A 22,153-nucleotide genomic window follows, 5' to 3' on the forward strand; every position below is an offset into this window, starting at 1 on the left:
TATGAAAAAAATTAAGGTATTTGTCATCGATGATTCAGCTGTCGTAAGGCAGGTATTAGCTGAAATATTCAAATCAGATTCGAGTTTTGAATTTTTAGGCAGCGCTTCGGATCCTCTTTTTGCTTTGGATAAAATGAATAACGATTGGCCTGATGTCATTGTTTTAGATATCGAAATGCCAAGAATGGACGGATTGTCTTTCTTGAAAAAAATCATGTCGGAAAGGCCTACACCAGTTGTCATTTGTTCTACCTTAACGACAGAAGGTTCCGATACCGCAATGATCGCCATGAGCCTAGGTGCCTGTGATATCATTACAAAACCCAAAATTGGATTAAAAGATTTTTTAAATGAAAGCACTATTGAACTTATAGATGCTGTAATAGCAGCGGCAGCAGTTTCTTTAAAAGCACTTCCCAACCCTTCGAATCAAAAACAGTTTACCATCAAAACTGAAAAAAAGCAGGATATCTCCCAATTACAAGCAACAGAAAAGATTGTTGCGATTGGAACCTCAACCGGTGGAACCATTGCTTTAGAAGAAGTTCTCACAAAACTTCCCAGGGACAAAACTCCAGGCATTGTCATCGTCCAACACATGCCTGAAAAATTTACAGAAACCTTTGCCAAACGATTGGATTCCATTTGTGAAATTAGTGTTCGGGAAGCCAAAGATGGAGACCGTGTGGTGCGAGGCCTCGCCCTCATTGCTCCAGGAAATCGACATATGACGGTGAAACGCTCTGGTGCTCAGTATTATGTGGAAGTTATGGATGGACCACTCGTCAACCGTCACAAACCATCTGTAGATGTTCTCTTTCGATCTGTGGCAAGGAATGCAGGAAAGAATGCTAAAGGAATCATCATGACAGGGATGGGAGACGATGGAGCCATCGGATTATTTGAGATGAAAGAAGCAGGAGCAGATACCATTGCTCAGAATGAAGAATCTTCTGTTGTCTTTGGGATGCCGAGGGAAGCCATCAAGAGAGGAGGTGTAAACCACATCCTCCCTTTGACCGAAATCTACAAAACGATTGTGGGTTACGGTTGATTAACCGAGACCCAACTCTTTCGTTACCTTAACTTTTCTAGTTCGAATGTCTTCCGGTGACTCTTCCTTTAGAATTTCATCTGGTTTGATTTTGAAGATAGGCTGTGCCTTAGTCACAATCTTTCCATCCGAGTCTACCATGAGATTTTTAACAATGGTTCCACTCACTGGAGCTAGAATTTTGTTAAACATCTTCATTACCTCAATGATAAAGAGAGGTTGTCCCGCTTGGAAATGATCCCCTTCATTGATTAACTGTGGTAAGTTCGGAGCTTCCTTAGAATAAAACATTCCACCCATTGGAGCCACAATTTCATCCCCAGACATTTTTGGTGGTGGGTTGAGAGTTTTGATCAAAGCATCTCTTGTGTCTTTGTTTTTGAATTCTTCTGGAACCACTCCGTCCAAATCTGCATTCACATCCAAACCAAAGAAGTTGGATTTGATACCGATTTTGGGAAGTAACAATAACGTCTCAAGACCTGCTTGGAATCCATTATGGCTTGCGACAGAAGCAGTCCACAATTCCTCTGAAAGAGTTTTCGACGGGTTTTTCCCTTTAGCTAAAGCTTCCGACAATTCTTTCCAAGAATTCAGACCAGTTCGAGTAGCCAACTCAGAATAAAACGCTTTGGCTTCCGTTAGTAAGTTAGCATCATGATCCCAAATCTTTTCTGAACTTGCTTTTTGTTCCGTTGTATCTAAGTTTAAATAGTAATACAAGGAATCCAAAAATTGGATTGGGTTGTCAGAGAAGGAAAGATTGTTACCAGTCCGCGTCCAAAGTTTCCCATCAAAATAACCAAGAAATCCACCAAGAAGGTGTGGGTTAGCTAGAAGGCGTTCCATAGGGCGAATGACAAGAGTCATCTTTTTGTTTAGGATTTTTTTAAGTTCAGGATCAGAAGCCTTTATTTTTTCAGACCAAAGATACTCTAAATCCAAATCATTGATGATGGATTGTAAAGCACCAATCCCTGCTAAATACGAAATCATAAAAGCAGTGGATGGTTTGAACATAGCATCCTTACCCAAAATCCACTGGATAAGTCCGTAGTGAACAAGTAAGTTGGTTTCGAGGTTCAGACCCCTAAGCTCTGTTTTACGAAGGATGTTTCCTAAGATTTCTAAGTTTTCTGTTCTCGAATTTCCATAGGAAACTATAAGAGCCACGTTAGAGTCATAAGCACCTGCAAGATTGTAATGAACAAAGGCACCTGTATCGGGGTTACGTGTACAAATTCCTTGGTCATCTCGAATCTCTTCCGGTAATGAATTCGACCAGTTTTGAATGATACCACCTGCATGTGGTTGAAGTGCTCGGTTTGTTGCATTGATTCGAACTTCCGCACCAGATACATTACGTACAATTCGTTCTGGTTTGGGAACACGTAAGCCATGAATGGAAAGAACAGCCATCGCTTCCACAAGGGAATCAATGTAAAAGAAATCATTCGGATCATTGGGATTGGTGAACTTCATTTTGTACACCATCTCTGTAACCCGGTGTTCCACCTGGATCCTTGTGTTTACTTCCATAAAGAAGAAACTATTTCCTTCTACAATACATTCAAAAGTGGAAACAGAATTCAAACGAATGGCTTTTCCAAAAACTTCTGCTTGGTGTTCCATATCCTTCAAAGTTTGAACATCTTTATCTAAGATGGCAGCTTTTTTGGAATTTGCGGAACGAACGAGATCTGCTTCTTTTTGGAGTAACTCTACAGTTTGAGAAATCTCTAAAAGTTTTTGTTCATGCATCTGCAAAGAACAATCACGACCCCCCAGAGACAAGGACCACTCGCCGTTACCGATGAGTTGGATCTCGTTGTGCCGAGTGTTTTCAATATTTAGTTCGATGAGAAAGTTTCTGTTGGAACCAACAGCAGTGACTTTAGATTCCGCAAGAATCTCCATGACCGCCGCATCAATTTCAGATTTTTCACCGATGACACGTTGTCCCTTTCCACCACCACCACCAATGTATTTGAACCGGATTCGTTTTCCAGGATACTTTTTCCATATCTCTTCACAAAGGATCGCTGACTCTTTTTGTAAGTCAGGGATAGAAGTGATGTCTATAGTTTTTTCGTATGAAAGTTGGAGTAAGTCTTCTGCATTGTCTTCGAGTGATCTGGAATCATTGAAAGAAAAAGATAAATTATTTTCTTTGGCAACTTTAAGGAGGCCGTCTTTGGAATTTCCTGTTTTACGAAGTAAAGCAAGAGCTGTGATATTATCCACACCTGGGGTTACTGATACATTCAGGCTTCTTGCCAATTTTTTTGCTTCGTCTTTGGCACCAGCACCTTTGGCTACATGGGAACTTGGTCCCATAAAAGTGATTCCTGCTTTTTCAATGGCTTCGATAAATTCCGCATCCTCTGCCATAAATCCGTAACCGGCAAAGATATGAGTGTATCCATTGTCTTTGGCAATCCCTATGATTTGGCGAATGCGTTGTTCTTTCTCTTCTTTCCCTGCTCCCATATAATCGGGAACCCGGTGAATATTTTCCGCAAAACGAAAGTTACGAAGCTCGGGTGCAAGAGCCTTGGGATAAACGATGGAATCTTTTTCGGAAAGTAAAATTCCGTATTCCCTCACACCAATGGCATCAAAAACATCCATTGTTTCCTTACGAACAGGACCACGGCAAACGATGAGACATTTGATCGATTCCACATTGAATGACCGGATCCATGCGGACTCGGACTCTTGGAACTGAATGCGTTTTAAATTCTTATCTAACATGGAAATTACTCAAACTCCCTTTGAGGACCGGACATTTCCGCCGGTTTGTATTTGGACATCAGGAAACTCAAGTTTTTAGATAACACATTTCTTGTGTATCCTGGCAAAATGATGGAAGAAACAGAACCAAGAGAAAGTGCTTCTTTTGGATTCATCAGTTCTTTTTCGTATTTTTGGCCGATTTCGAAAAGTTTGGCATCGCGAACGGAAGTAGCTTCCTTTTCACTCATACCTTTTTTTACGTTGGCCAAAAATTCTTTTTGGACTCCCGTGATTTCGTCTTTGTAAACATATTCTTTTCCGGCAGGGCCCATTACCGCAATCCTCGCTGTAGGGAGAGCAAATACCATAGAAGCTCCCGTGAAATACGAGTTAAACGTTGCGTAAGCTCCGCCAAAGGCGTTACGAATGATGAGGGTAAGTCTTGGAGTTCTCAAGTCAATGATGGAATCGAGAAGTTTTCTACCTTCGAGAACAATCCCGTTGTGTTCTTGGTCACGTCCTGGTAAAAATCCCGTTGTATCTTCAATGAAAACCATAGGGATATTGTATAAGTTACAGAATCTTACAAAACGAGTTCCTTTGCGAGAAGCTCCAATATCAATCTGGCCAGAAGACACAGCAGAGTTATTGGCAAGAAAACCAACTACATGACCACCAATTCGACCAAAGGCAGTGACAATGTTTCTTGCTCTTTGAGGTTGTAATTCAAAGAACTCACCATGGTCACAGATTTGTTGTAAATACAAAGTGATATCAAACGGAGTGTTCATACCTGTGGGGGAATTGAAAGTTTTTCTGAAAAGAATATCTTCTTCGTAGATGAATCTGTCTACAGGATCCGATGTAGGATAAAACGGCGCAAAACTATGGTTATTGTCTGGTAAATAAGAAAGAAGACGGATGGCAGTTCTTAGTGACCCGAGTTCATCATTCGTGACAAGGTCAACCACACCGGATTGTCCGTGAACTTTTGGTCCACCTAAATCCTCGGCAGAGATGTCCTCACCAAGAACTGACTTTACAACACCTGGGCCTGTCAGACCAAAGAAGGTTCCATCACTCTGGATCATAAAAGATCCTTGGCGTGGAAGGTAAGCTCCTCCCCCTGCATTAAAACCAAACATTAACATGACGGAAGGAACCACACCGCTGATCTTTCGAAGGGCTGTAAAAGCTTCCGAATATCCGTCGAGTCCACCCACTCCCGCAGGAACATAAGCACCTGCAGAATCGTTCATCCCAATGAGTGGGATTCCGTGAGTTCCCGCCATCTGGATGAGACGAGCGAGTTTACTTCCATTCGTTGCATCCATGGAACCTGCACGCAGTGTGAAGTCATGTCCGTAAACGGCAACATCTCGTCCTTTGATATTTAAAATTCCAGTAACAATGGAAGCCCCATCTAAATTGGGTCCCCAGTTTTGGTAGGTAATATTAGGTTCTTCATCAGTAAGGACTTTGATTCTCTCCCAAACCGTCATACGGTTTTTGGAGTGTTGGACACGGATTCTATCTTCTCCGCCTCCTAGGATTGGTTTCTCAATGAGTTCCTTTCCTAATTTGAGAGCATCATCATAAATTCCGGTTTGAGTTTCCGGAGCCTTGGTTTCTTTGAACGGGTTGTTTAGGGAATACTGCTTGGTTTCCATAAGTTTTTTTCCAATGTTTTGTTTAGGATCACTTAGAAAAGTGATTTTTACTTCAGAGCAGAGCTCAAATCAGGATAAATTGTAAATAGCTGCTGCATTCCAATGATATCGAATACTTTCTCTACAGCGGGTTGCAGACCACAAATCGAAATGCTTATTTTTTGTTCTTGGCAAAGACGGAGCGTCGTGACGAGCAATCGAAGGCCTGCAGAAGAGATAAAAGGAACATCACTCAAATTGAAAATGACCGGTTTACCTGCAGCGCTAACTAGAGCCATCAAATCCTTTTCTATTTTATGTGTATTGTGAACATCCAAATTGCCTTGGACATGTACAACCATCTTGTCACCAACGGCTTCCGAATGGATTCCAATTTTGTCTTCATTCATACGATCGATTTCTCCAAATAGGTTATGTTTTGTTTCCCGTTGAAGTCATAGGACACTTTGTCCATCAGAGTCTCCATAAGATAAACGCCAAATCCTCCCTTCCGTTCCCCTTTTACATTGGCTTCTACAGAAGGTTTAGGAACTTTTTTTCTGTCAAAGGGTTTCCCCTCGTCAATGAGTACAATCTTAAGATTGTCTCCAATCAATTCCAACCGACATTCGAAACTAGGGTTTTTCAGTTCGGTGTCCTTGTAACTGTGCATCACAATATTGGTCGCTGCTTCATCCAAAGATATAAGAACATCATCAAAGGCAAAGGGTTTTGTGATTTTGCCTTCTAAATGTTCAGAAATAAAATCTCGAAGTTTGGGAATTTCATCAGGATGGGCCAGGAATATTCTAGAGATTTCGAAACTCGTCACTTCTGCGAATTTTAGGATCATTACCGTAAAGTCATCGTATTGTTCCTCAGAATGAGAAAACTTACGGATATCGTCATACACATCTTCTACGATTTTCTGGGAAGATTCATACCTTCTTTCGATGATAAAATCAATAAACCTATCGAGGCCATACTCTTCTTCGTCAGGATTTTTTTCTTCGATGGCCCCGTCTGTATAAAAGACCAAAATGTCTCCCGGTTCAATCTGGATCTCTCCCCCTTGGTAGTTGGTTTGCGGAACCACACCGAGTGGGGCACCCTTCCCTTTCAGAAGTTCAAAACTTCCATCTTTACGAATCCAAATCTGGTCGTTATGCCCTGCTGACGCAAATTTCAAAGTCCTAGTTCGTCTTTGGTAGTTCACAAGGAAAAGAGTCACAAACATTCCCGATTGGGAATCTTCATAAATGAGTTGGTTGGCGCGGAAAAGAAGTTCCGATGGGGAAAGGTCTGTCGTTCGAGAGAGAGTACGAATGATAGAACTAGACATCGCCATAAAAATTGCCGCAGGTAAACTTTTTCCAGAAACATCAGCCACTAAAAAGGAAAACTGGTCCTCTCCAAAGGAATGGAAATCATAAAAATCACCTGACACTTCTTTGGCGGCAACAGACATTACTCCCAAATCAAATAGAGGTGATTGGATGAGTGAGTTAGGAAGAATATTGTTTTGAATTTTTCTTGTAATCTCGATTTCTTTTTCAATCGACTTCTTCGTAATGATTTCTTGGTTGAGCCTTAAGTTCTCATAGGCTTTTGCCAGTGGTGAAGACAAAGTTTTTAACATCCGAAGGTCTGTTTCATTGAAGGAATGTGCTGATTGTTTTCCACTGACATAAAGGGCAGCCCTTAAGTTTCCACCCCGAGGAGCGATGGGTAAAATAAGAAAATTTTTCTTTAAGGTATAAGCTTCTAATTCTAAAAAGGATTCTTCTAATTGCGGAGAAACTACTGCCATTCTGGGATTTCCCGACTCCATTAGACTTAAGAAGAGCCGACTTTCTGGCATGGGGAAAAATGACTCCCTCACAATCCCCAATTGTCTTGCATAAACCTGAATTCGGTTTTTGTTTTTTTCTTCAATGATGACCATACCAGCATCTTCGCATGACAATTCTTTGGTGAGGATGCTTAAAGTTTTAGACATAAGGCCCAGTTCATCATGAGATTCGAGGACTGCTTGGCCCAAATCAAAAATAGATTCCAGGGTACTTAGTTTTTGTTTGAGTTCTAAGTTGGTTTCATTGAGATTATCGAGTAATCGAGTTTTTTGAATGGCTACCGCACAAGCACTAGAAAAGGACAAAAAGGTATCAATATCATCTTGGCTAAAATTATTTCTGTCAATGGTGTTGATGGCTTCTATCACACCAATTACCTCGTCCCCAACAATGAGGGGACTTGCGAGGATATTTCTTGTAATGAAATTGGAAGCTTTGTCCACATCCCGAAAGACACGATTGTCATTTTGGGCATCGTTAATGATCATCGGTTGTTTGGTGACAGCAACCGTTCCTGCAATCCCTTGGCCCACCGGAACCTTAATTTTGGCCACTTCTTCGCGTTTTTCGCCAGTCACAGTATGAAAAATCAAATACTCTTTTTTATCATCTAACAAGAGCAAGGAGCTTGCCTCTGTGCGAAAAACGGATTTTGCCGATTCCATCACCATCACTAGAACACGTTCCAAATCAACACTAGTATTGATAAGGACTGCCACCCGAATGATTTCCTCTAAAAAATACTGAAGTCTGTTATTATTGTTATGGATATTGGCATTGTCGATGAGTAGCAAAATGGAAGTGGTAAGGGAATTAAAAAATTGTGGCTCTGCTTCAGAGAGAACTGTGTCTTTAAATAATGCGTTTAAGTTAGCACTAAAATAGTTAATTAAGTCTAAATCTTGTTCGGAAAAGTTTTGAAAGTGTTTAATCCCCTCAAGAACTAGAACCCCGAGAGCTAAATCTCCCATTTCATCACCCACATAACAGGCGATATAAGACTCTGCTACTGGACCATCAGAATCCTTTAAATGAGAGCCTTTTTTGATGAGTATACTTTTGCGCGTTTTGAAAACACGTTTGGCAACCAAACCGGCACTTGATCTGTCACCGACTAAACCGAAAGGGCTTAAGTTCCCTCGTTCATTTCGAAAATAAAAAGCTGCTGATTTTGCCGAAACGAGTCGTTTTGCTTGACCAAGAATAAAATGGTACAAGTCATCCAATTCAGAAGAAGATGAAAGGTAGAATCCGCCTTCGTCGTTTTTTCGAATGATCGGCGGAAGAGAGCTGGGTTTCAATGGTTTAATCTTTGTTAAATTTTAGTGATTCTTCTCTTAGTTTTCGATTTGCATCTTCCAATGATTTAATTTTGTCGAAGGCAGACATGAGTTCGTCCCGACTGAGATTGGATACCATAGAACTTGCTTGGACTGTCTCTTTGGCTTCCCTAAGCTCCACTCGCGAATAATCGATAATCTGTTCATACATCCGAATGATCTCGTCGGCGTTTGCTAATTCTTGTTCGTTGAGTCTAAGAACTTTTTCATAGCCTTTGATGATATCCGATTGGATTTTCAGTTTTTTAGTCAGTTCTTCTACTGTATCTTGTCCCATAACATCTCTGGTTCCTTAGCCATTTTAGGATTCTGTTGACAGACAAACGCAGTCACTCACCTTGGATTAGCACAAGGGGACGTAGCTCAGTTGGGAGAGCGTTTGAATGGCATTCAAAAGGTCGGGGGTTCGATTCCCCTCGTCTCCAAAATCCCTCCCGGAATTTCACAGGTCAAAGCCTCCCCTGTCAAATTCTTTTTCATTTGGAGTGGAGATCACTTGATCAATCAGTGACCTTTTTCAATCTATTCCATATTAGATTATGGCTGTTAGAAAAATCCTCAAGATTGGCAATCCCTTACTCCGTCAAACGAGCGAAGACGTAACTGAATCCGAAATCCAAACCAAGGATTTCAAAAAATTGATTCGAGATATGTTTGAAACCATGCGTCACGCCGAAGGTGTAGGACTTGCTGCCCCCCAAATTGGTGTTCTTAAAAAACTTGTTGTTGTTGGTCAAGACGATGACAACGAAAGATACCCAGGAACCCCAGAAGTTCCCAACCAAATCATCCTGAACCCAGAGATTACTCCTCTATCAGCGGCAGGTGAGGGATTCTGGGAAGGTTGTCTTTCCGTTCCTGGTATGCGTGGTTATGTGGAAAGACCCGATAAAATTCGAATGAAATGGCGGGATGAAAATTTTCAGGAACATGAGGAAGTGATTTCAGGATACCGGGCAATCGTATTACAACATGAGTGCGACCACCTCTTCGGTATACTCTATGTGGACAGACTCAAAAGTACAAAGTTATTCGGTTATAACGAAGACATTGATACCGCCGGTAAGTTGTTAGATTAATTAGTTTTGTCTCCTAAAGGAGTTGTATGGGCACATCCATCGTTCAGTATTTTCTTTCGAAGAGTTTATTTGTAAACCTTCTTACCTTTCTCATCCTCCTTGTCGGTGGATTTACAGCCGCCACAATGAACCGGGAAGCTTTTCCCAATATCAATTTTGATATCGTGAGTGTGACTACTGTTTACCCTGGGGCGGCTCCTGCCGATGTGGAAAAATTAGTCACCAAACCATTGGAAGACGCTATCAAAGAAGTAGATGGAATCAAAGAATTTCGTTCCGCTTCTCTAGAAAACCGATCAGGGATTATCATTACCATTGATCCCAATACAAAAAATACACAAAAAGTGGTCGATGATTTGAAATCCGCTATCGACCGGATCCAAGACATGCCGACTGAGGTTGAGGATCCCATTGTCACTGAAATCACAACGGCAAGGCAACCTGTAATCGAAATCCATTTGTCGTCGACAACAAAAGACGATAAACCTTTGTTAAGCGCAAAAGAGTTGCGCGATAAGGCCAAAATTTTAGAAGAAAAACTAAAAGACCTACCTACCGTTGCAAGGATTACCAAACGCGGATGGCGAGAACGGGAAATGAAAGTGGACCTAGATCCCGACAAATTAAAAGCCCTATCTCTTTCTTCCACCCAAGTGATCAATGCACTCCGCCTCCGAAATATTAATTTCCCTGGAGGAAATATCAACGAAAAGACGAGAGAGATCATCGTCCGCACTGTCGGAGAATTCGATACAGCAGAAGAGATAGAAAATGTTTTTGTTCGTTCCAATGATGCCGGTCGTTCTGTACGGATTCGCGATGTTGCCCGAGTCACAGAAGGATTTGAAGACTCGGAATATTTAGATAAGTCGAATGGAAACATCGCGATTGCACTAACGGTGATCAAACGAGAAAAAGCAGATGCGATCACTGTAGTGGATGATTCCAAACTCGTAGTAGAAGAGTTCATTAAGTCCTCTGGGGGCACTGTCAAACATGCCTTTGTCAATGACTTATCCAAATACATAAGAAGACGCCTTGGAGTTTTAACTTCCAATGCGGTATCGGGACTTTTTCTCGTAACTGCCTCTCTATTTGTCTTTCTCGGTTGGAGAATGGCTCTGATGACTGCCCTCGGAATTCCTATCTCGATTGCGATGACCTTTGTTGCCATGAACTACATGGGACTTACTTTAAATTTGATCTCTATGATGGGGCTTATCATTGTAGTCGGGATTTTAGTGGATGATGCCATTATTATTTGCGAAAACGTATACCGTCATTTGGAAATGGGAGAAGAACCATTTGAAGCGGCCATGCGAGGGACAAGTGAAGTTCTTGCACCAGTCACAGCCACGGTAACAACCACCATCGCAGCTTTTGGGCCTATGTTATTTATGACAGGGATCTTTGGTAAGTTCATTCACTCCATTCCTCTTGTGGTGATTTTATCTTTATGTAGTTCCCTATTTGAAGCCTTCTTTATGTTACCTTCCCACTTATACGACGTGAGTAAAGCCACGGATATGAAAGGTGAAGTCAAAGAAGAATCCCATTGGTTTGTTAAATTTAAAGAACGAACTTATCTTCCCCTTCTTAGTTTTGCATTGAGAAACCGATGGAAAATGGTAGGCCTTCTTATGGGTCTTTTTGTTTTTTCTCTCGCCATCCAAGTCAAATTCGGAAAATTCAAACTCTTTCCTGGAGCAATTGAAACCTTTCAAGTGAGAGTCACAGCAGAAACTGGATTAAAACTCGAAGAAACCGATCGTTTCATTCGAGCTATAGAATATGCTGTTTCCAAACTTCCAGAAGGCGAAGTAGAAAACTATATCTCTCGAGTGGGAATCATCCAAAAAGATCCAAATGACCCGTTTACCAAACGTGGTAAAAACTATGCGCAAGTCATGGTGTATCTCACTCCCGACGACAATAGAGAAAGGTCCACAGAAAAAATCATCGAAGTGGTTCGCCAAAACACCAAATTCATGTTAAATGAAAAGGCCCTCCTGCTTTTGGAAGAAAAACTAGCCAAAGAAAATGTGGATAAAAAAGAAGAGGAAACCCTCCCCGTGGCAGATGTACCCAAAGATTTTCTTCCTTTGAAGGGAAAACTAGTAAACCTAGAATTTGAAAAATTGGCAGGGGGACCTCCTGTGGGAAAACCGGTGGCGATCGAAATCAAAGGAGATGATTTCGCCACCTTACTTAAAATTGGTGCTGAGTTCAAAGCTGCTCTTGCAAAAATCAATGGAGTCACAGACATTGGGGACGATTTTAATGAAGGAAAAGACGAAATCCGAGTTTCTGTAGATGAAACTCTTGCCTCTTTTGCTGGGGTAAGTGTCCAATCCGTATCTCTTGCTATCAACACCGCACTTCAAGGAACAGTTTCCACAAAAATCAAACGGGCCGATGAAGAAGTGGATGTCCGGGTTCGGTTTCCTGAAGAATATAGATCTTCTCTTACCCACTTAAATAAAGTATATGTGAATAATCTCACTGGGAACCTAATTCCCGTATCACGACTGACTAGCCATGATAGAAATCCGGGACGAGCATCCATCAACCATTTAGACGGCAAACGACTACTAACAGTCACATCTAACATTGATGAAACGCTTTCTTCTTCAAGACAAGTGAACATAGAGGCAAAAAAACTGACCGAAGGAATCATATCCAAATATCCCGGTTATTCGGTTCGTTTCTCAGGAGAGAATAAAGATACAGAAGAGTCAATGGCATCTCTCGGACGAGCCTTCCTTGTGGGACTCATTATCATTTATATGATCCTTGCTTCTCTATTCCGATCTCTCGCGCAACCTCTCATTGTGATGAGTGCCATTCCTTTTGCCGTCATTGGAGTGATCTTTGCATTTTTGATTCATGGACAACCCTTTTCCTTCCTTGCATTCCTGGGAATCATTGGACTTGCGGGAGTGGTCGTGAACGACTCCATTGTTCTTGTAGATTGTGCCAACCAACTGCGGATTGAAGATCCAAGCAAATCCACTTTTGAACTTCTCGTCGAAGCGGGAAGTATTCGCCTAAGAGCCGTAATGCTAACTACGGTGACAACAGTGCTTGGACTCCTTCCAACGGCCTACGGAATCGGAGGGAAAGATCCATTTTTGGTACCTATGGCATTGGCCTTTGGTTGGGGACTTGCTTTTGCGACCTTTATCACTCTGATTATGGTACCTGTGTTTTACCTCAACCTGTATCTATTTAAAGATTGGGTAGTTGCTAAATACCAAACAAGAAAGAAAAAATTTGCTTAAAAGGCAACATCTAGATTTGAAACCGTTCAATAAAAAGGGCGGTTAGTTTAGAAAAGAGTCCATACTGGATTTGTTCCGATGAGTTGTTGAGTCAGGAAATCTTTTAGAAGGTTAAAGTTTGATGAAAGGATTTAATCTTTTTTATCATTCAAAACTTCGGAAAGAGTTACAAATTTATATCCTTTCTCTTTCATTCGTTCAATGAATGTGGGGAGGATATAAATCAGTTTATCAAATTTTCTCGGTCCCCCCAAGTGCATGAGGATGATGGCACCATTCATTCCATTCGCATCTGCCTTTTCCCAATTATCCAAAAAGGTAAGTGTTTCCTCACCTGTTTTGTAATGAGGATTACGAACTACTTCCTTTTTCCCTTTGGATGTCTTTTTATAGAGGAATTGTTTACTAATGTAATCAGGGAGATCGAGCGACCCTTTGGAATTATTCGACCACATGATGTGGTCTGTATACCCAAGACTTGCATGAGCATCTAAAATCAATTGGCTGAGAGCTCCATAAGGTAGGCGATAGTATTTCTTTAATTCTTGTTTGGTGAGAGAATGAAAGGTATCCTCTACCCTTTTTAGTTCTTCTGCCATACGTGGAAGGTCGAGAACCGAATTGGAAAGATAATCGAGTACCATTCTTTTTTTTAAGGAAGTTTCTGTTACCGATCTCTGGTAGTTAAAATGAGACCAGGTATGGTTTCCAAATTCCACTGACCCAGTTTTTGCCATTTTTTTAATGTAATCTAAATTTTGGCGGATAAAGAAGGAACCATTGATATCAGAAGGTCTTTCATTTGATAAAAAGAGAGTCACTTTGATTTTATGTTCTTTGATATAATTGTACAATACAGGAAGTTCTTCCCCTGTAGCCAAATCAAAGGTAAGCGCGATTTCTTTTTGTGTTTCATTTCCCCGAAGGATATTGCGACCTTTGGTCTCTTGGCTTACTTCTTTTAAGAATTGAACATTTTCTTCTACTTGTTTGGCAAGTTCAGAATCGGGTTCGCTATCGCCCGGCAAAGCTTTTTCCTCACGAAGTTGCTCTTGGTACATGAGAGAGAAAAGAGATTGTTCTAGTTCCCGAAGATTTTTTTCTTTTTCTTTTACTTCTGACTCGAGTTTGGTAACACTAAGACTCAAGTATAGTAAATACCCACAAAGTACAAGGACTGTAATCCCAACAAAAGACAGGGCGGAAACCAGAGCAAACTTACGAAGTTTTTTTGCGAATAATCTGTCCTTCTCGATGTCCTGGGAAAGTTCATGAACAATATCCTGAATTTCCTTTTCTTCATTTGTCGGGTCGAGGGACATGCGGGTATGGGTTTCCTTATTACCTAATATCGGATTTGGATCAGTCGTTCTAAAACGACTGACCATCTCCCTTAAGTCTTTATCTTTAAAAATTTTCCCTTCTTTCCTTGGCGAATCAGGTATTCTTTTCCTGGTTCCAAAGAGAGGCTTGAGTCCGTGATTTTTTCTTCATCCAAATACAAACCACCGGCTTGGATGAGCCTACGACCTTCCGAAACACTCGGAATGAATTTCAATTGAGACAAAACATAGACAAGAAGCGGTTGTTTTTCTGAAAAGTAAGAAGAATCCAGAGTTTCTGTTGGAATCTCATCAGGAAGGGCTCGGTTTTTGGTATTGTGGATGGCGGTCCACTCTTCCACTGCCTTTCTGTTTTCCTCTTCTGGGTGGAGCTGGTCCATCACAAGAAGGGCGAGCTCCGTTTTGACTTCTTTTGGGTGGAGGGTTTTGGAACTAATCCCCGCCTTTCTGTTTTCCATTTCGGAACGAGGAAGGTCAGTCAGTAGTTCAAAGTAATTCCACATCAAATCATCAGAAATGGACATGATCTTTCCATACATATCGATAGGTTTTTCTGTCACACCAACATAATTGCCAAGAGACTTGGACATTTTTTTGACGCCATCTAAACCGACAAGGAGTGGTAACGTGATGACTGACTGGGGTTTTTGTCCGTATTCTCTTTGTAAGTCGCGGCCCACTAACATATTAAACTTTTGGTCCGTTCCCCCAAGTTCCACATCCGCTTTCATCGCAACAGAATCATAACCCTGTACAAGTGGGTATAAGAACTCTATCATAGAGATGGGAGTTCCTGCTTTATGACGTTTGGTAAAGTCGTCTCTTTCCAACATTCGAGAAACCGTATATTTGGAAGTTAAAACTAAAACATCTTCGAACTTCATTTCCGAACACCAGTGCGAGTTGTAGAGAATCTTTGTTTTTTTCGGATCTAAAATTTTAAATACTTGGTTTTGGTAGGTTTTGGAATTTTCCAATACCTCTTCTTTGGAAAGACGTTTTCTTGTTTCTGATTTTCCCGTGGGATCACCAATCATCGCAGTAAAATCACCGAGCATAAAACAGACTTCATGACCCAAGTCTTGGAAGTGTTTTAGTTTTCTGAGCAAAACAAAATGTCCTAAGTGCAAATCGGGGGCTGTGGGATCAAAACCCGCCTTGATGGTAAGGGAAGGTTTGGATTTGATTTTTTCTAAAAGTTCTGCCTCGCTAATGATCTCGACAGTGCCTCGGCGGATGGTATCTAATTCTTGGTTCAATTCTCTTTCAGTTTTCATAACAAATTCAAAAATTTTCGATGGTCGAAATGGTGACTTTTGACAATACTAACCTTAGAATCTCTATAGGCAACCACCAAAGTACGTAAAAACCCTTATGAATCATTTAGATGAAAGAAAACAAACACTAAAACAATTAGAATCAACTGACTACGATGTCTTAGTACTGGGCGGTGGAGCCACTGGATCTGGTACGGCACTTGATGCGGCTCTTCGCGGATACAAAGTAGCCCTCCTAGAAAAACAAGATTTCTCGGCAGGAACTAGTTCTAGGTCCACAAAACTCATTCATGGAGGAGTTCGTTACTTAGCCCAGTTCCATTTCAAACTCATTTACGAAGCATTATCGGAAAGGAAACGCCTCCTAATCAATGCACCTCACTTAGTAAAACCTTTGCAGTTTGTATTACCTACCTATGTTTGGTGGGAAAAACCTTTTTACTCCATTGGTCTGACTATGTATGACATCCTTGCGGGTAGATCTGTAGTACCTGGTCATGAAAGAATTTCCAAAGCAACAGCATTGGACTATTTTGCCTCTTTAAAAAAAGAGAAACTAAAGGGTGGGATTTCCTATTACGATGCCCAGTTCAATGACTCAAGGCTCAATGTTACCACCGTGCGAGCTGCCAAAGAAAATGGTGCAGATGTATTATCTCGCATCGAAGTCACATCTTTCTTAAAAGATGGGAACGGAAAAATCATTGGTGTGACGGCAAAAGACTTAATCACAAAAAAGAAAATCTCAATCAAAGCCAAAGTCGTTGCCAATACTACAGGAGTTTGGATTGATTCTCTCCGTAAACTAGACGACCCAAAAGCAGAAAATGTCCTTGCCCCAAGCCAAGGAATCCACCTTGTTTTCGACAAACAAAAGTTACCTTGTCGCACAGCCATGATCATTCCTAAAACTGCTGATGGACGTGTGGTTTTTGTAATCCCTTGGGAAGGGAAAGTCCTTCTTGGAACAACAGATACCCCGATTCAAAAAATTGATGAGGAACCTCTTCCACTGCAATCCGAAGTAGAATTTTTACTCAAAACTGGAAATGATTATTTGGATACCAAGTTAACCAAAGAGGATATTGAATCTGTTTTTTCTGGGCTCCGTCCTCTTATCTCTACGGGAGACAAAAAAGATACCAAGTCCATTTCAAGAGAGGAAGCCATCCTTGTTTCTGAATCGGGTCTTGTCACCATGTCTGGGGGCAAGTGGTCTACCTTTCGTAAAATGGCAGAAGACCTCACAGACAAACTCATTTCAGTCGGTAACTTACCACCTAAGATGAATTGTGTGACAGCTAGTTTTGCCTTTCCTGGTGCCGACGGGTATTCCAAACATTTGGTAGCAAAGATCCAAACAATGTATGATCTCTCCTATGAAACTTCTGTTCGTTTGGCGGATGCCTATGGTGGGGAAGTTTCTTTCATTCTGGGGAAAAAACCAAAAGAACTTAAAAAAGGATCTGGATATTTTCTAGAAGAAATCAAACATTTTGTGAAAAAGGAATTTGCACTTTCGGTCACCGATGTTCTTTCTAGAAGATGGCGAGTTGTGTTTTTAGATTTGAAGCTTGCAGAGACTCTGGCAGTTCCTGTCGCAAATGCTCTCGCCAAAGAACTCGGTTGGAAGGAAACAGAAAAGAAATCTTCTTTAAACGAACTGTTGAACCATATCAAAGATTTAAAGAAAACCATTGGTTAAAAAATAAACTAGAAAGACGGTCTCTCTTTTTTGGTTTCGACCACATAGAGAGAATCGTCAGATTATTTCGGTTTGGCTAGTTCATAATGATAGAACGTACGACCTGATTCTTTTTCTTTTAACACCAGTAAGTAATGGGTTTTGGGATTGAAGACTTCCGAAAACCGAGTTCCTAATTTGGTTTTGAAGTTTTCATAGTCTTCATCTCCCACTTCAGCTCGTTTGAAAATCCAGGAAATATTTCGTTCGATCCCGCCATTGTCATAATAACTCAAATTGAGTTCCAGTCCCTCTTCCGAAGATTGCAGAATGGTATACGTTCCCACAATCGAAGGTAAAAATCCTAAAGGATCTCCTTCTCCATACATCTCAGAAAAACTAAAAGTTTGGTCGGATTTAAAAAACACAGGCAGGATGGTTCCTTGGTCGTAAAAGGAAATCGTTCCCTTTTCATTTGCCAAAACCAATTGTTTGAATCCAGAAAAGTGGCGTTCGGCTTTACCAAATTGAATGATGGTATTTTTTATTTTATCAAAAGAAACCCAAGGGTAAGAAAGAAAACTTTCCTTTTCGATTTCTCCAAACGAAACCTCGGAAATACAAACTCGCCCAGTGGAACCCTGGCCATGGGTTTCTAAAATTTCGAACCGAATCACATTGCCTTGGAATTTCGAATCTAAATCCAATACTTGAAAACCCGATTTCCCAAACTTGGGTTTTGTCAGTTCTAAATCCATTGTGGAACCGATTTTTAGTTTCGACTTCAGATCTTCTGTTTCCATATCGAAAGAAGTGATTCGAAGTTTTTTTACTGCATCATTGGATTTTAAATCTACGGCAGACTTATGGAATCCGTTGAATATTTGTAAGGCGGAGAATTGGGAATAGGATTTTAAATACAAAGTAAATCCAGAGCCCACTTCCTTGGAATTGGCACAGAATGCCGTGGTGAGTTTGTTATCTAAAGCAAATTCTGGACTGAACCGCCATGGTTCTTCAGCGCTGATTTGGCCCACACTTTGAGTCCTTTGGTAATCGAATTGTTTTTCGGATCCCTTACATTGGAAGCTGGAAACAATCGAGAGGAAAAGTAAGAGGCAAAGAGAAATAGTTGGATAGGAATTTCTTAATGAAAGATTAGTTGCAGAAAAAGTAGATTGGTTCAGACCCATGGACTGTCAAACCATGAATCTGAACGAAAGGACGATCAAGCGAAAAACAATTTCTCTTAATCGATATAGTCTTTGAGTTTTTTGGATCGGCTGGGGTGGCGAAGACGTCTGAGGGCCTTTGCCTCAATCTGACGAATCCTCTCCCGAGTTACCTTAAACTGGTAACCCACCTCTTCCAATGTCTGTGCATATCCATCATCCAAACCAAATCGCATCCGAATGACCTTTTGCTCCCGAGCCGGGAGTGTTTGTAAGACCTGGCGGATTTGTTCTGATAGGATGGAAGACGCTGCAGAGTTCAGTGGAGAGATCACTTCCTTGTCCTCGATAAAATCTCCAAGTTCTGAATCCTCTTCTGAACCCACAGGAATTTCGAGGGAAATTGGCTCCCGAGCTACGTTTTTCACGGCCTTTACTTTCTGGACTGGCCAGCCGAGTCGTTCTGCAATTTCATCGTTGGAAGGATCACGACCAAACTCTTGAACAAAGAGTCTCGTTTCCCGAATCACTTTGTTCACTTGTTCGATCATGTGAACAGGAACACGAATGGTTCTTGCTTGGTCAGAGATCGCACGAGTGATGGCTTGTCTAATCCACCAAGTCGCATAAGTAGAAAATTTATAACCTTTTTTGTATTCGAACTTATCTACAGCGCGGATAAGACCAATGTTTCCTTCTTGGATTAGGTCAAAGAAATGCATCCCGCGATTCGCGTATCGTTTCGCAATGGAAACCACCAAACGAAGGTTTGCTCGCACAAGTTCTCGTTTCGCTTGGGCAATTTCTCTTTCGCCTTTGATGATTTTTTCACCCCAGTCTTTGATCTCGCCAACAGGAGATCCGGCTTCCTGTTCCATACGACGGAGTTTTCTTTCGTTGTTGCGAATGTCTTTGATGACTTCTCTAACTTCATCAATATCGCAACCCATCATCTTTTCGATTTCATCTAAGTTTTCATTTTTTTCTATGAAACGGTTGAGGGCTTTGATTTCGCGAACATCATGTCCGTATTTGGCTTTGATTTTAAGGAAATGTTTTTCAATTTCCTTAACTCGGAATACCATCGACTTGATCTTTTGAGAGATCTTTTGGATTTCTTTTTGAGAAACACCAATTTTACGAATGGCTTCGTCAATTTTACCAGTGGATAAATCAATTTTTTCTTTGAGTTCTTTGAACTTCTTAGAGTTCTCAGAATACTTACGAATTCGGTTTGTGGATTCGTTTAGAACTTTTTCATCTTGTTGGATGAGTTCCATATTCTCAAAGAATACTTTTTCCAATTTGTCCGCTTGCTCTTGGTTGAGAGCGTACATTTTGTCCACTTTTACTAAGTCATAAACTTTGATTTTTTTGGACTTTATCTTTGGAATGAGTTTTGCAAAGTTTTGGCGGAGTATCGAAGAACTAAGAATGGTTTCTTCAATGATCTTTTCACCCTTCTCAATTCTTTTCGCGAGAAACACTTCTGTTTCTCCAGAAATCAGAGATACTTTACCAATTTCTTTTAAATATAGGCGGATGGGATCTTCGGAACTAGAAGAAACACTGGACTCTCTTTTTTTACGTGCCGGTTTCTCTTTTGTTTCTTTGTTCGTCTCTTCTTTAGTAGTTGTGAGGGAACTAGATTCTTCCAAAGATTTTTTGGAATACTCTTCTACAATTTCAATCCCCATCTCATGTAACAATGTAAAGACATCATCGATCTTTTCGGAATTTAAGATTTTATCCGGAAGTATTTCATTGATTTCATCATAAGAAACCTCTCGATTTGCTTTACCGATCGAGATGATCTTCTGTACTTCTGGTAGGCTTGCTAGATTTTCCATTCTACCTCTATCCTCTTTAAACTTCTAACGTTTGGATCGTTCTGAGATACACGGATCTCTTATTTTTTTCACTTTTTAAGAGTGAAAGTTCTGACAAAAGATTGTTCTTTTCTTCAATCGTTAAGTCAGGTTTGGCCATCTCTTTGACAAGTTCTTCCATCCTTGCGTCATCCAACAAATCCGCATGGTAAAGAAACATCCCTTTAAACGTTCCTGGGCTTGTCGAATCATCGGCCGTAAAATGTTCGGCAATCATTCCCAGGTATTCCGAAGGAATTTCTTCCCTCGAAAGAATTTCTGCAGCTGTTAGGTTCTCATTCTGCAAATACTTCGTATATAAATAGTCCCAAAGAAAAGCAGATACTTCATCCCGAAACTCGAGGCCAAGCAAATCATCCGCGAAACTAAAAAGTTCCAAATTCTGGATGAGCATGGCGATCATCTTTCGTTCACAAACCAAAACGGGGGAAGGTTTTCCCAGCTTGGCCGGTGTTCTTTCCTTCTTAGTATCGACCACGGAGGGGGTCGAAGTTACCCCTGGTTTGCCACGAAAGTCCTGAAAAAGTGAAGAAAACGAAAGTCCGAGCTGGCGAGCCCCTTCTTCTAAATAGACCTGTTTGTCCGTTTCTTTTTCCATTGGCCTTAGAAATTCGAAGAGTTTTTTGACACTGGCTTGTTTTTCTTCTGCCAGTGAGGAAGGGCCTGCCCCACCGAGAACTTCTCGGATCATAAATTGCGAGGCCGGTGCCGCCGCTTCGAGTAAATCGCGAATTTCTTGTTTGTTGTGGTGGAGGGAATAATCGAAAGGATCTTTTCCTTCTGGGATGTGACAAACCTTCACACTCACCCCTTCTTTCGAAAGGAGATTCACAGCACGGAAAGCACCTTTGGTTCCGGCTTTATCGGAATCCATCATTAAGTATACTTTGTCCGCCATATTCTTGAGAATACGAACATGTCCTTCGGTAAAACCTGTTCCGAGTGGGGCGACCACAAATTCGATCCCTTTGCGAAAGAGTCCAATGGCATCAAACACGCCTTCCACGATTACAGCTTCTCTCGTTTTACGTATACTGTCTTGGGCTAAATTCAAATTATAAAAAGTACGGCTTTTGTCGTAGATCAGAGAGTTTGGACTATTGATGTATTTGGCTTCTTCGGATTCACCAAGAATCCTTCCAGAAAAGGCAATCACTCGGGCCTTGGTATCAATCACCGGAAACATAATGCGACTGCGAAAAAAATCATATGGATCTCTGTTTTGGTCTTGGCGTTTGAGAAGTCCCAACTGTTCACCTAACTTTACTTCGGCTTCCGTTTTAAATAGCTCCGCCCGTAAATTACCAAAACCTGGAAGTCCAAATCCAATTTTAAAAACTTTCAAATCTTCCGTATACATCCCACGCGATTCTAAATATTTTAAAGCCACTTCTCCAGCACTGGTATTCAAATTCCTTTGAAAGTATTCTAAGGCTTTTTGCGAAATTTGGTAGAGTGCTTCTTTTTTGCGATCGGACTCTTCTTCTTCTTTAGTTCTTTCGACAAGTGGGATGCCAGAATAATCAGAAAGGATTTCCAAAGATTTGAGGAAGTCTACCTTCTGGTAGTCCATCACAAAACGAAATAAATCCCCAGAGGCTTTACACCCAAAACAGTGATAAAATCCACCTTCTGCGTTTACATTGAATGAGGGTGTTTTTTCATTATGGAATGGGCAGATGCCCACAAGATTTCTTCCCATACGACGTAAGGGAACGAACCTATTGATGTATGAGTCAATGGAGACTTCTCTGCGAACTCTTTCTTTAAAACTTTGGTAAGGATTCACAGTATAA

14 protein-coding genes and 1 tRNA gene are annotated in these 22,153 nt (G+C 41.0%); 5 read left to right on the top strand and 10 right to left on the bottom strand.

Translation table 11 applies throughout. From position 1 onward, the window contains the following. Nucleotide 1: 1 nt before the first annotated feature. On the top strand, nt 2-1,054 hold the full coding sequence (locus LEP1GSC195_RS06430; protein ID WP_015682630.1) for a protein-glutamate methylesterase/protein-glutamine glutaminase: 1,053 nt from the start codon (nt 2-4) through the stop codon (nt 1,052-1,054). On the opposite strand, the gene LEP1GSC195_RS06435 is transcribed toward LEP1GSC195_RS06430, so the two are convergent. From LEP1GSC195_RS06435 to LEP1GSC195_RS06455, 5 genes are read right to left on the bottom strand one after another with little or no spacing between them, the layout of a single operon-like run. Continuing rightward, nucleotides 1,055-3,808 carry an ATP-binding protein gene (locus LEP1GSC195_RS06435; protein ID WP_015680949.1) on the bottom strand — a complete coding sequence of 918 codons (2,754 nt, stop codon included), beginning with the start codon at nt 3,806-3,808 and terminating at the stop codon, nt 1,055-1,057. 5 nt (nt 3,809-3,813) lie between these two features. After that, entirely contained in the window at nt 3,814-5,460 is a 1,647-nt protein-coding gene (locus LEP1GSC195_RS06440) for an acyl-CoA carboxylase subunit beta (RefSeq protein ID WP_015681489.1), read from the bottom strand. Between the two features lie 47 nt (nt 5,461-5,507). After that, the gene (locus LEP1GSC195_RS06445) at nt 5,508-5,849 is read right to left on the bottom strand and encodes an STAS domain-containing protein (RefSeq protein ID WP_015681604.1); all 342 of its coding nucleotides are present in this window, start codon (nt 5,847-5,849) and stop codon (nt 5,508-5,510) included. Next, entirely contained in the window at nt 5,846-8,593 is a 2,748-nt protein-coding gene (locus tag LEP1GSC195_RS06450) for a SpoIIE family protein phosphatase (RefSeq protein ID WP_015681696.1), read from the bottom strand. The genes LEP1GSC195_RS06445 and LEP1GSC195_RS06450 overlap by 4 nt, the downstream gene beginning before the upstream one ends. A 4-nt stretch (nt 8,594-8,597) precedes the next feature. Beyond that, nucleotides 8,598-8,909 (bottom strand): hypothetical protein, encoded by a 312-nt coding sequence (locus tag LEP1GSC195_RS06455; protein WP_015682429.1) that lies wholly within the window; start codon nt 8,907-8,909, stop codon nt 8,598-8,600. A 75-nt stretch (nt 8,910-8,984) separates the two neighbouring features. On the opposite strand from LEP1GSC195_RS06455, the gene LEP1GSC195_RS06460 reads away from it, so the two are divergent. The 3 genes from LEP1GSC195_RS06460 (at nt 8,985) to LEP1GSC195_RS06470 (ending at nt 12,992) form a co-directional block, all read left to right on the top strand. Further along, nucleotides 8,985-9,057: transfer RNA gene (locus LEP1GSC195_RS06460), tRNA-Ala, on the top strand. A gap of 114 nt (nt 9,058-9,171) precedes the next feature. Beyond that, nucleotides 9,172-9,711 carry a peptide deformylase gene (gene def, locus LEP1GSC195_RS06465; protein WP_015680603.1) on the top strand — a complete coding sequence of 180 codons (540 nt, stop codon included), beginning with the start codon at nt 9,172-9,174 and terminating at the stop codon, nt 9,709-9,711. A 26-nt stretch (nt 9,712-9,737) separates the two neighbouring features. Continuing rightward, nucleotides 9,738-12,992: an efflux RND transporter permease subunit gene (locus LEP1GSC195_RS06470; RefSeq protein ID WP_015681987.1), complete on the top strand. Its 3,255-nt coding sequence runs from the start codon at nt 9,738-9,740 to the stop codon at nt 12,990-12,992. Between the two features lie 131 nt (nt 12,993-13,123). Here the strand turns inward: LEP1GSC195_RS06470 and LEP1GSC195_RS06475 are convergent, their stop codons facing one another. Both LEP1GSC195_RS06475 and tyrS read right to left on the bottom strand, forming a co-directional pair. Next, nucleotides 13,124-14,314, bottom strand: a complete 1,191-nt coding sequence (locus LEP1GSC195_RS06475; protein ID WP_015681622.1) for a polysaccharide deacetylase family protein — start codon at nt 14,312-14,314, stop codon at nt 13,124-13,126. A gap of 71 nt (nt 14,315-14,385) precedes the next feature. Next, on the bottom strand, nt 14,386-15,612 hold the full coding sequence (gene tyrS / locus LEP1GSC195_RS06480) for a tyrosine--tRNA ligase (protein ID WP_015680890.1): 1,227 nt from the start codon (nt 15,610-15,612) through the stop codon (nt 14,386-14,388). 97 nt (nt 15,613-15,709) lie between these two features. Here tyrS and LEP1GSC195_RS06485 point away from each other — a divergent pair, with 97 nt between their 5' ends. After that, nucleotides 15,710-17,317: a glycerol-3-phosphate dehydrogenase/oxidase gene (locus tag LEP1GSC195_RS06485; RefSeq protein ID WP_015682434.1), complete on the top strand. Its 1,608-nt coding sequence runs from the start codon at nt 15,710-15,712 to the stop codon at nt 17,315-17,317. Between the two features lie 62 nt (nt 17,318-17,379). Here LEP1GSC195_RS06485 and LEP1GSC195_RS06490 read toward each other — a convergent pair whose 3' ends face one another. Genes LEP1GSC195_RS06490 through dnaG form a run of 3 tightly spaced genes read right to left on the bottom strand, consistent with a single transcriptional unit; the run spans nt 17,380 to nt 22,146 of the window. Beyond that, the gene (locus LEP1GSC195_RS06490) at nt 17,380-18,489 is read right to left on the bottom strand and encodes an NADase-type glycan-binding domain-containing protein (protein ID WP_015681272.1); all 1,110 of its coding nucleotides are present in this window, start codon (nt 18,487-18,489) and stop codon (nt 17,380-17,382) included. A 56-nt stretch (nt 18,490-18,545) separates the two neighbouring features. Further along, a complete protein-coding gene (gene rpoD / locus LEP1GSC195_RS06495) occupies nt 18,546-20,318 on the bottom strand; it encodes an RNA polymerase sigma factor RpoD (RefSeq protein ID WP_002973883.1) in 1,773 nt (590 codons plus the stop codon). 16 nt (nt 20,319-20,334) lie between these two features. Further along, complete coding sequence (dnaG, locus tag LEP1GSC195_RS06500; protein ID WP_015682689.1) at nt 20,335-22,146, bottom strand: DNA primase; 1,812 nt, start codon at nt 22,144-22,146, stop codon at nt 20,335-20,337. Nucleotides 22,147-22,153: the final 7 nt, after the last annotated feature.

The sequence above is a fragment of the Leptospira wolbachii serovar Codice str. CDC genome (assembly GCF_000332515.2).
GTDB lineage: Bacteria > Spirochaetota > Leptospiria > Leptospirales > Leptospiraceae > Leptospira_A > Leptospira_A wolbachii.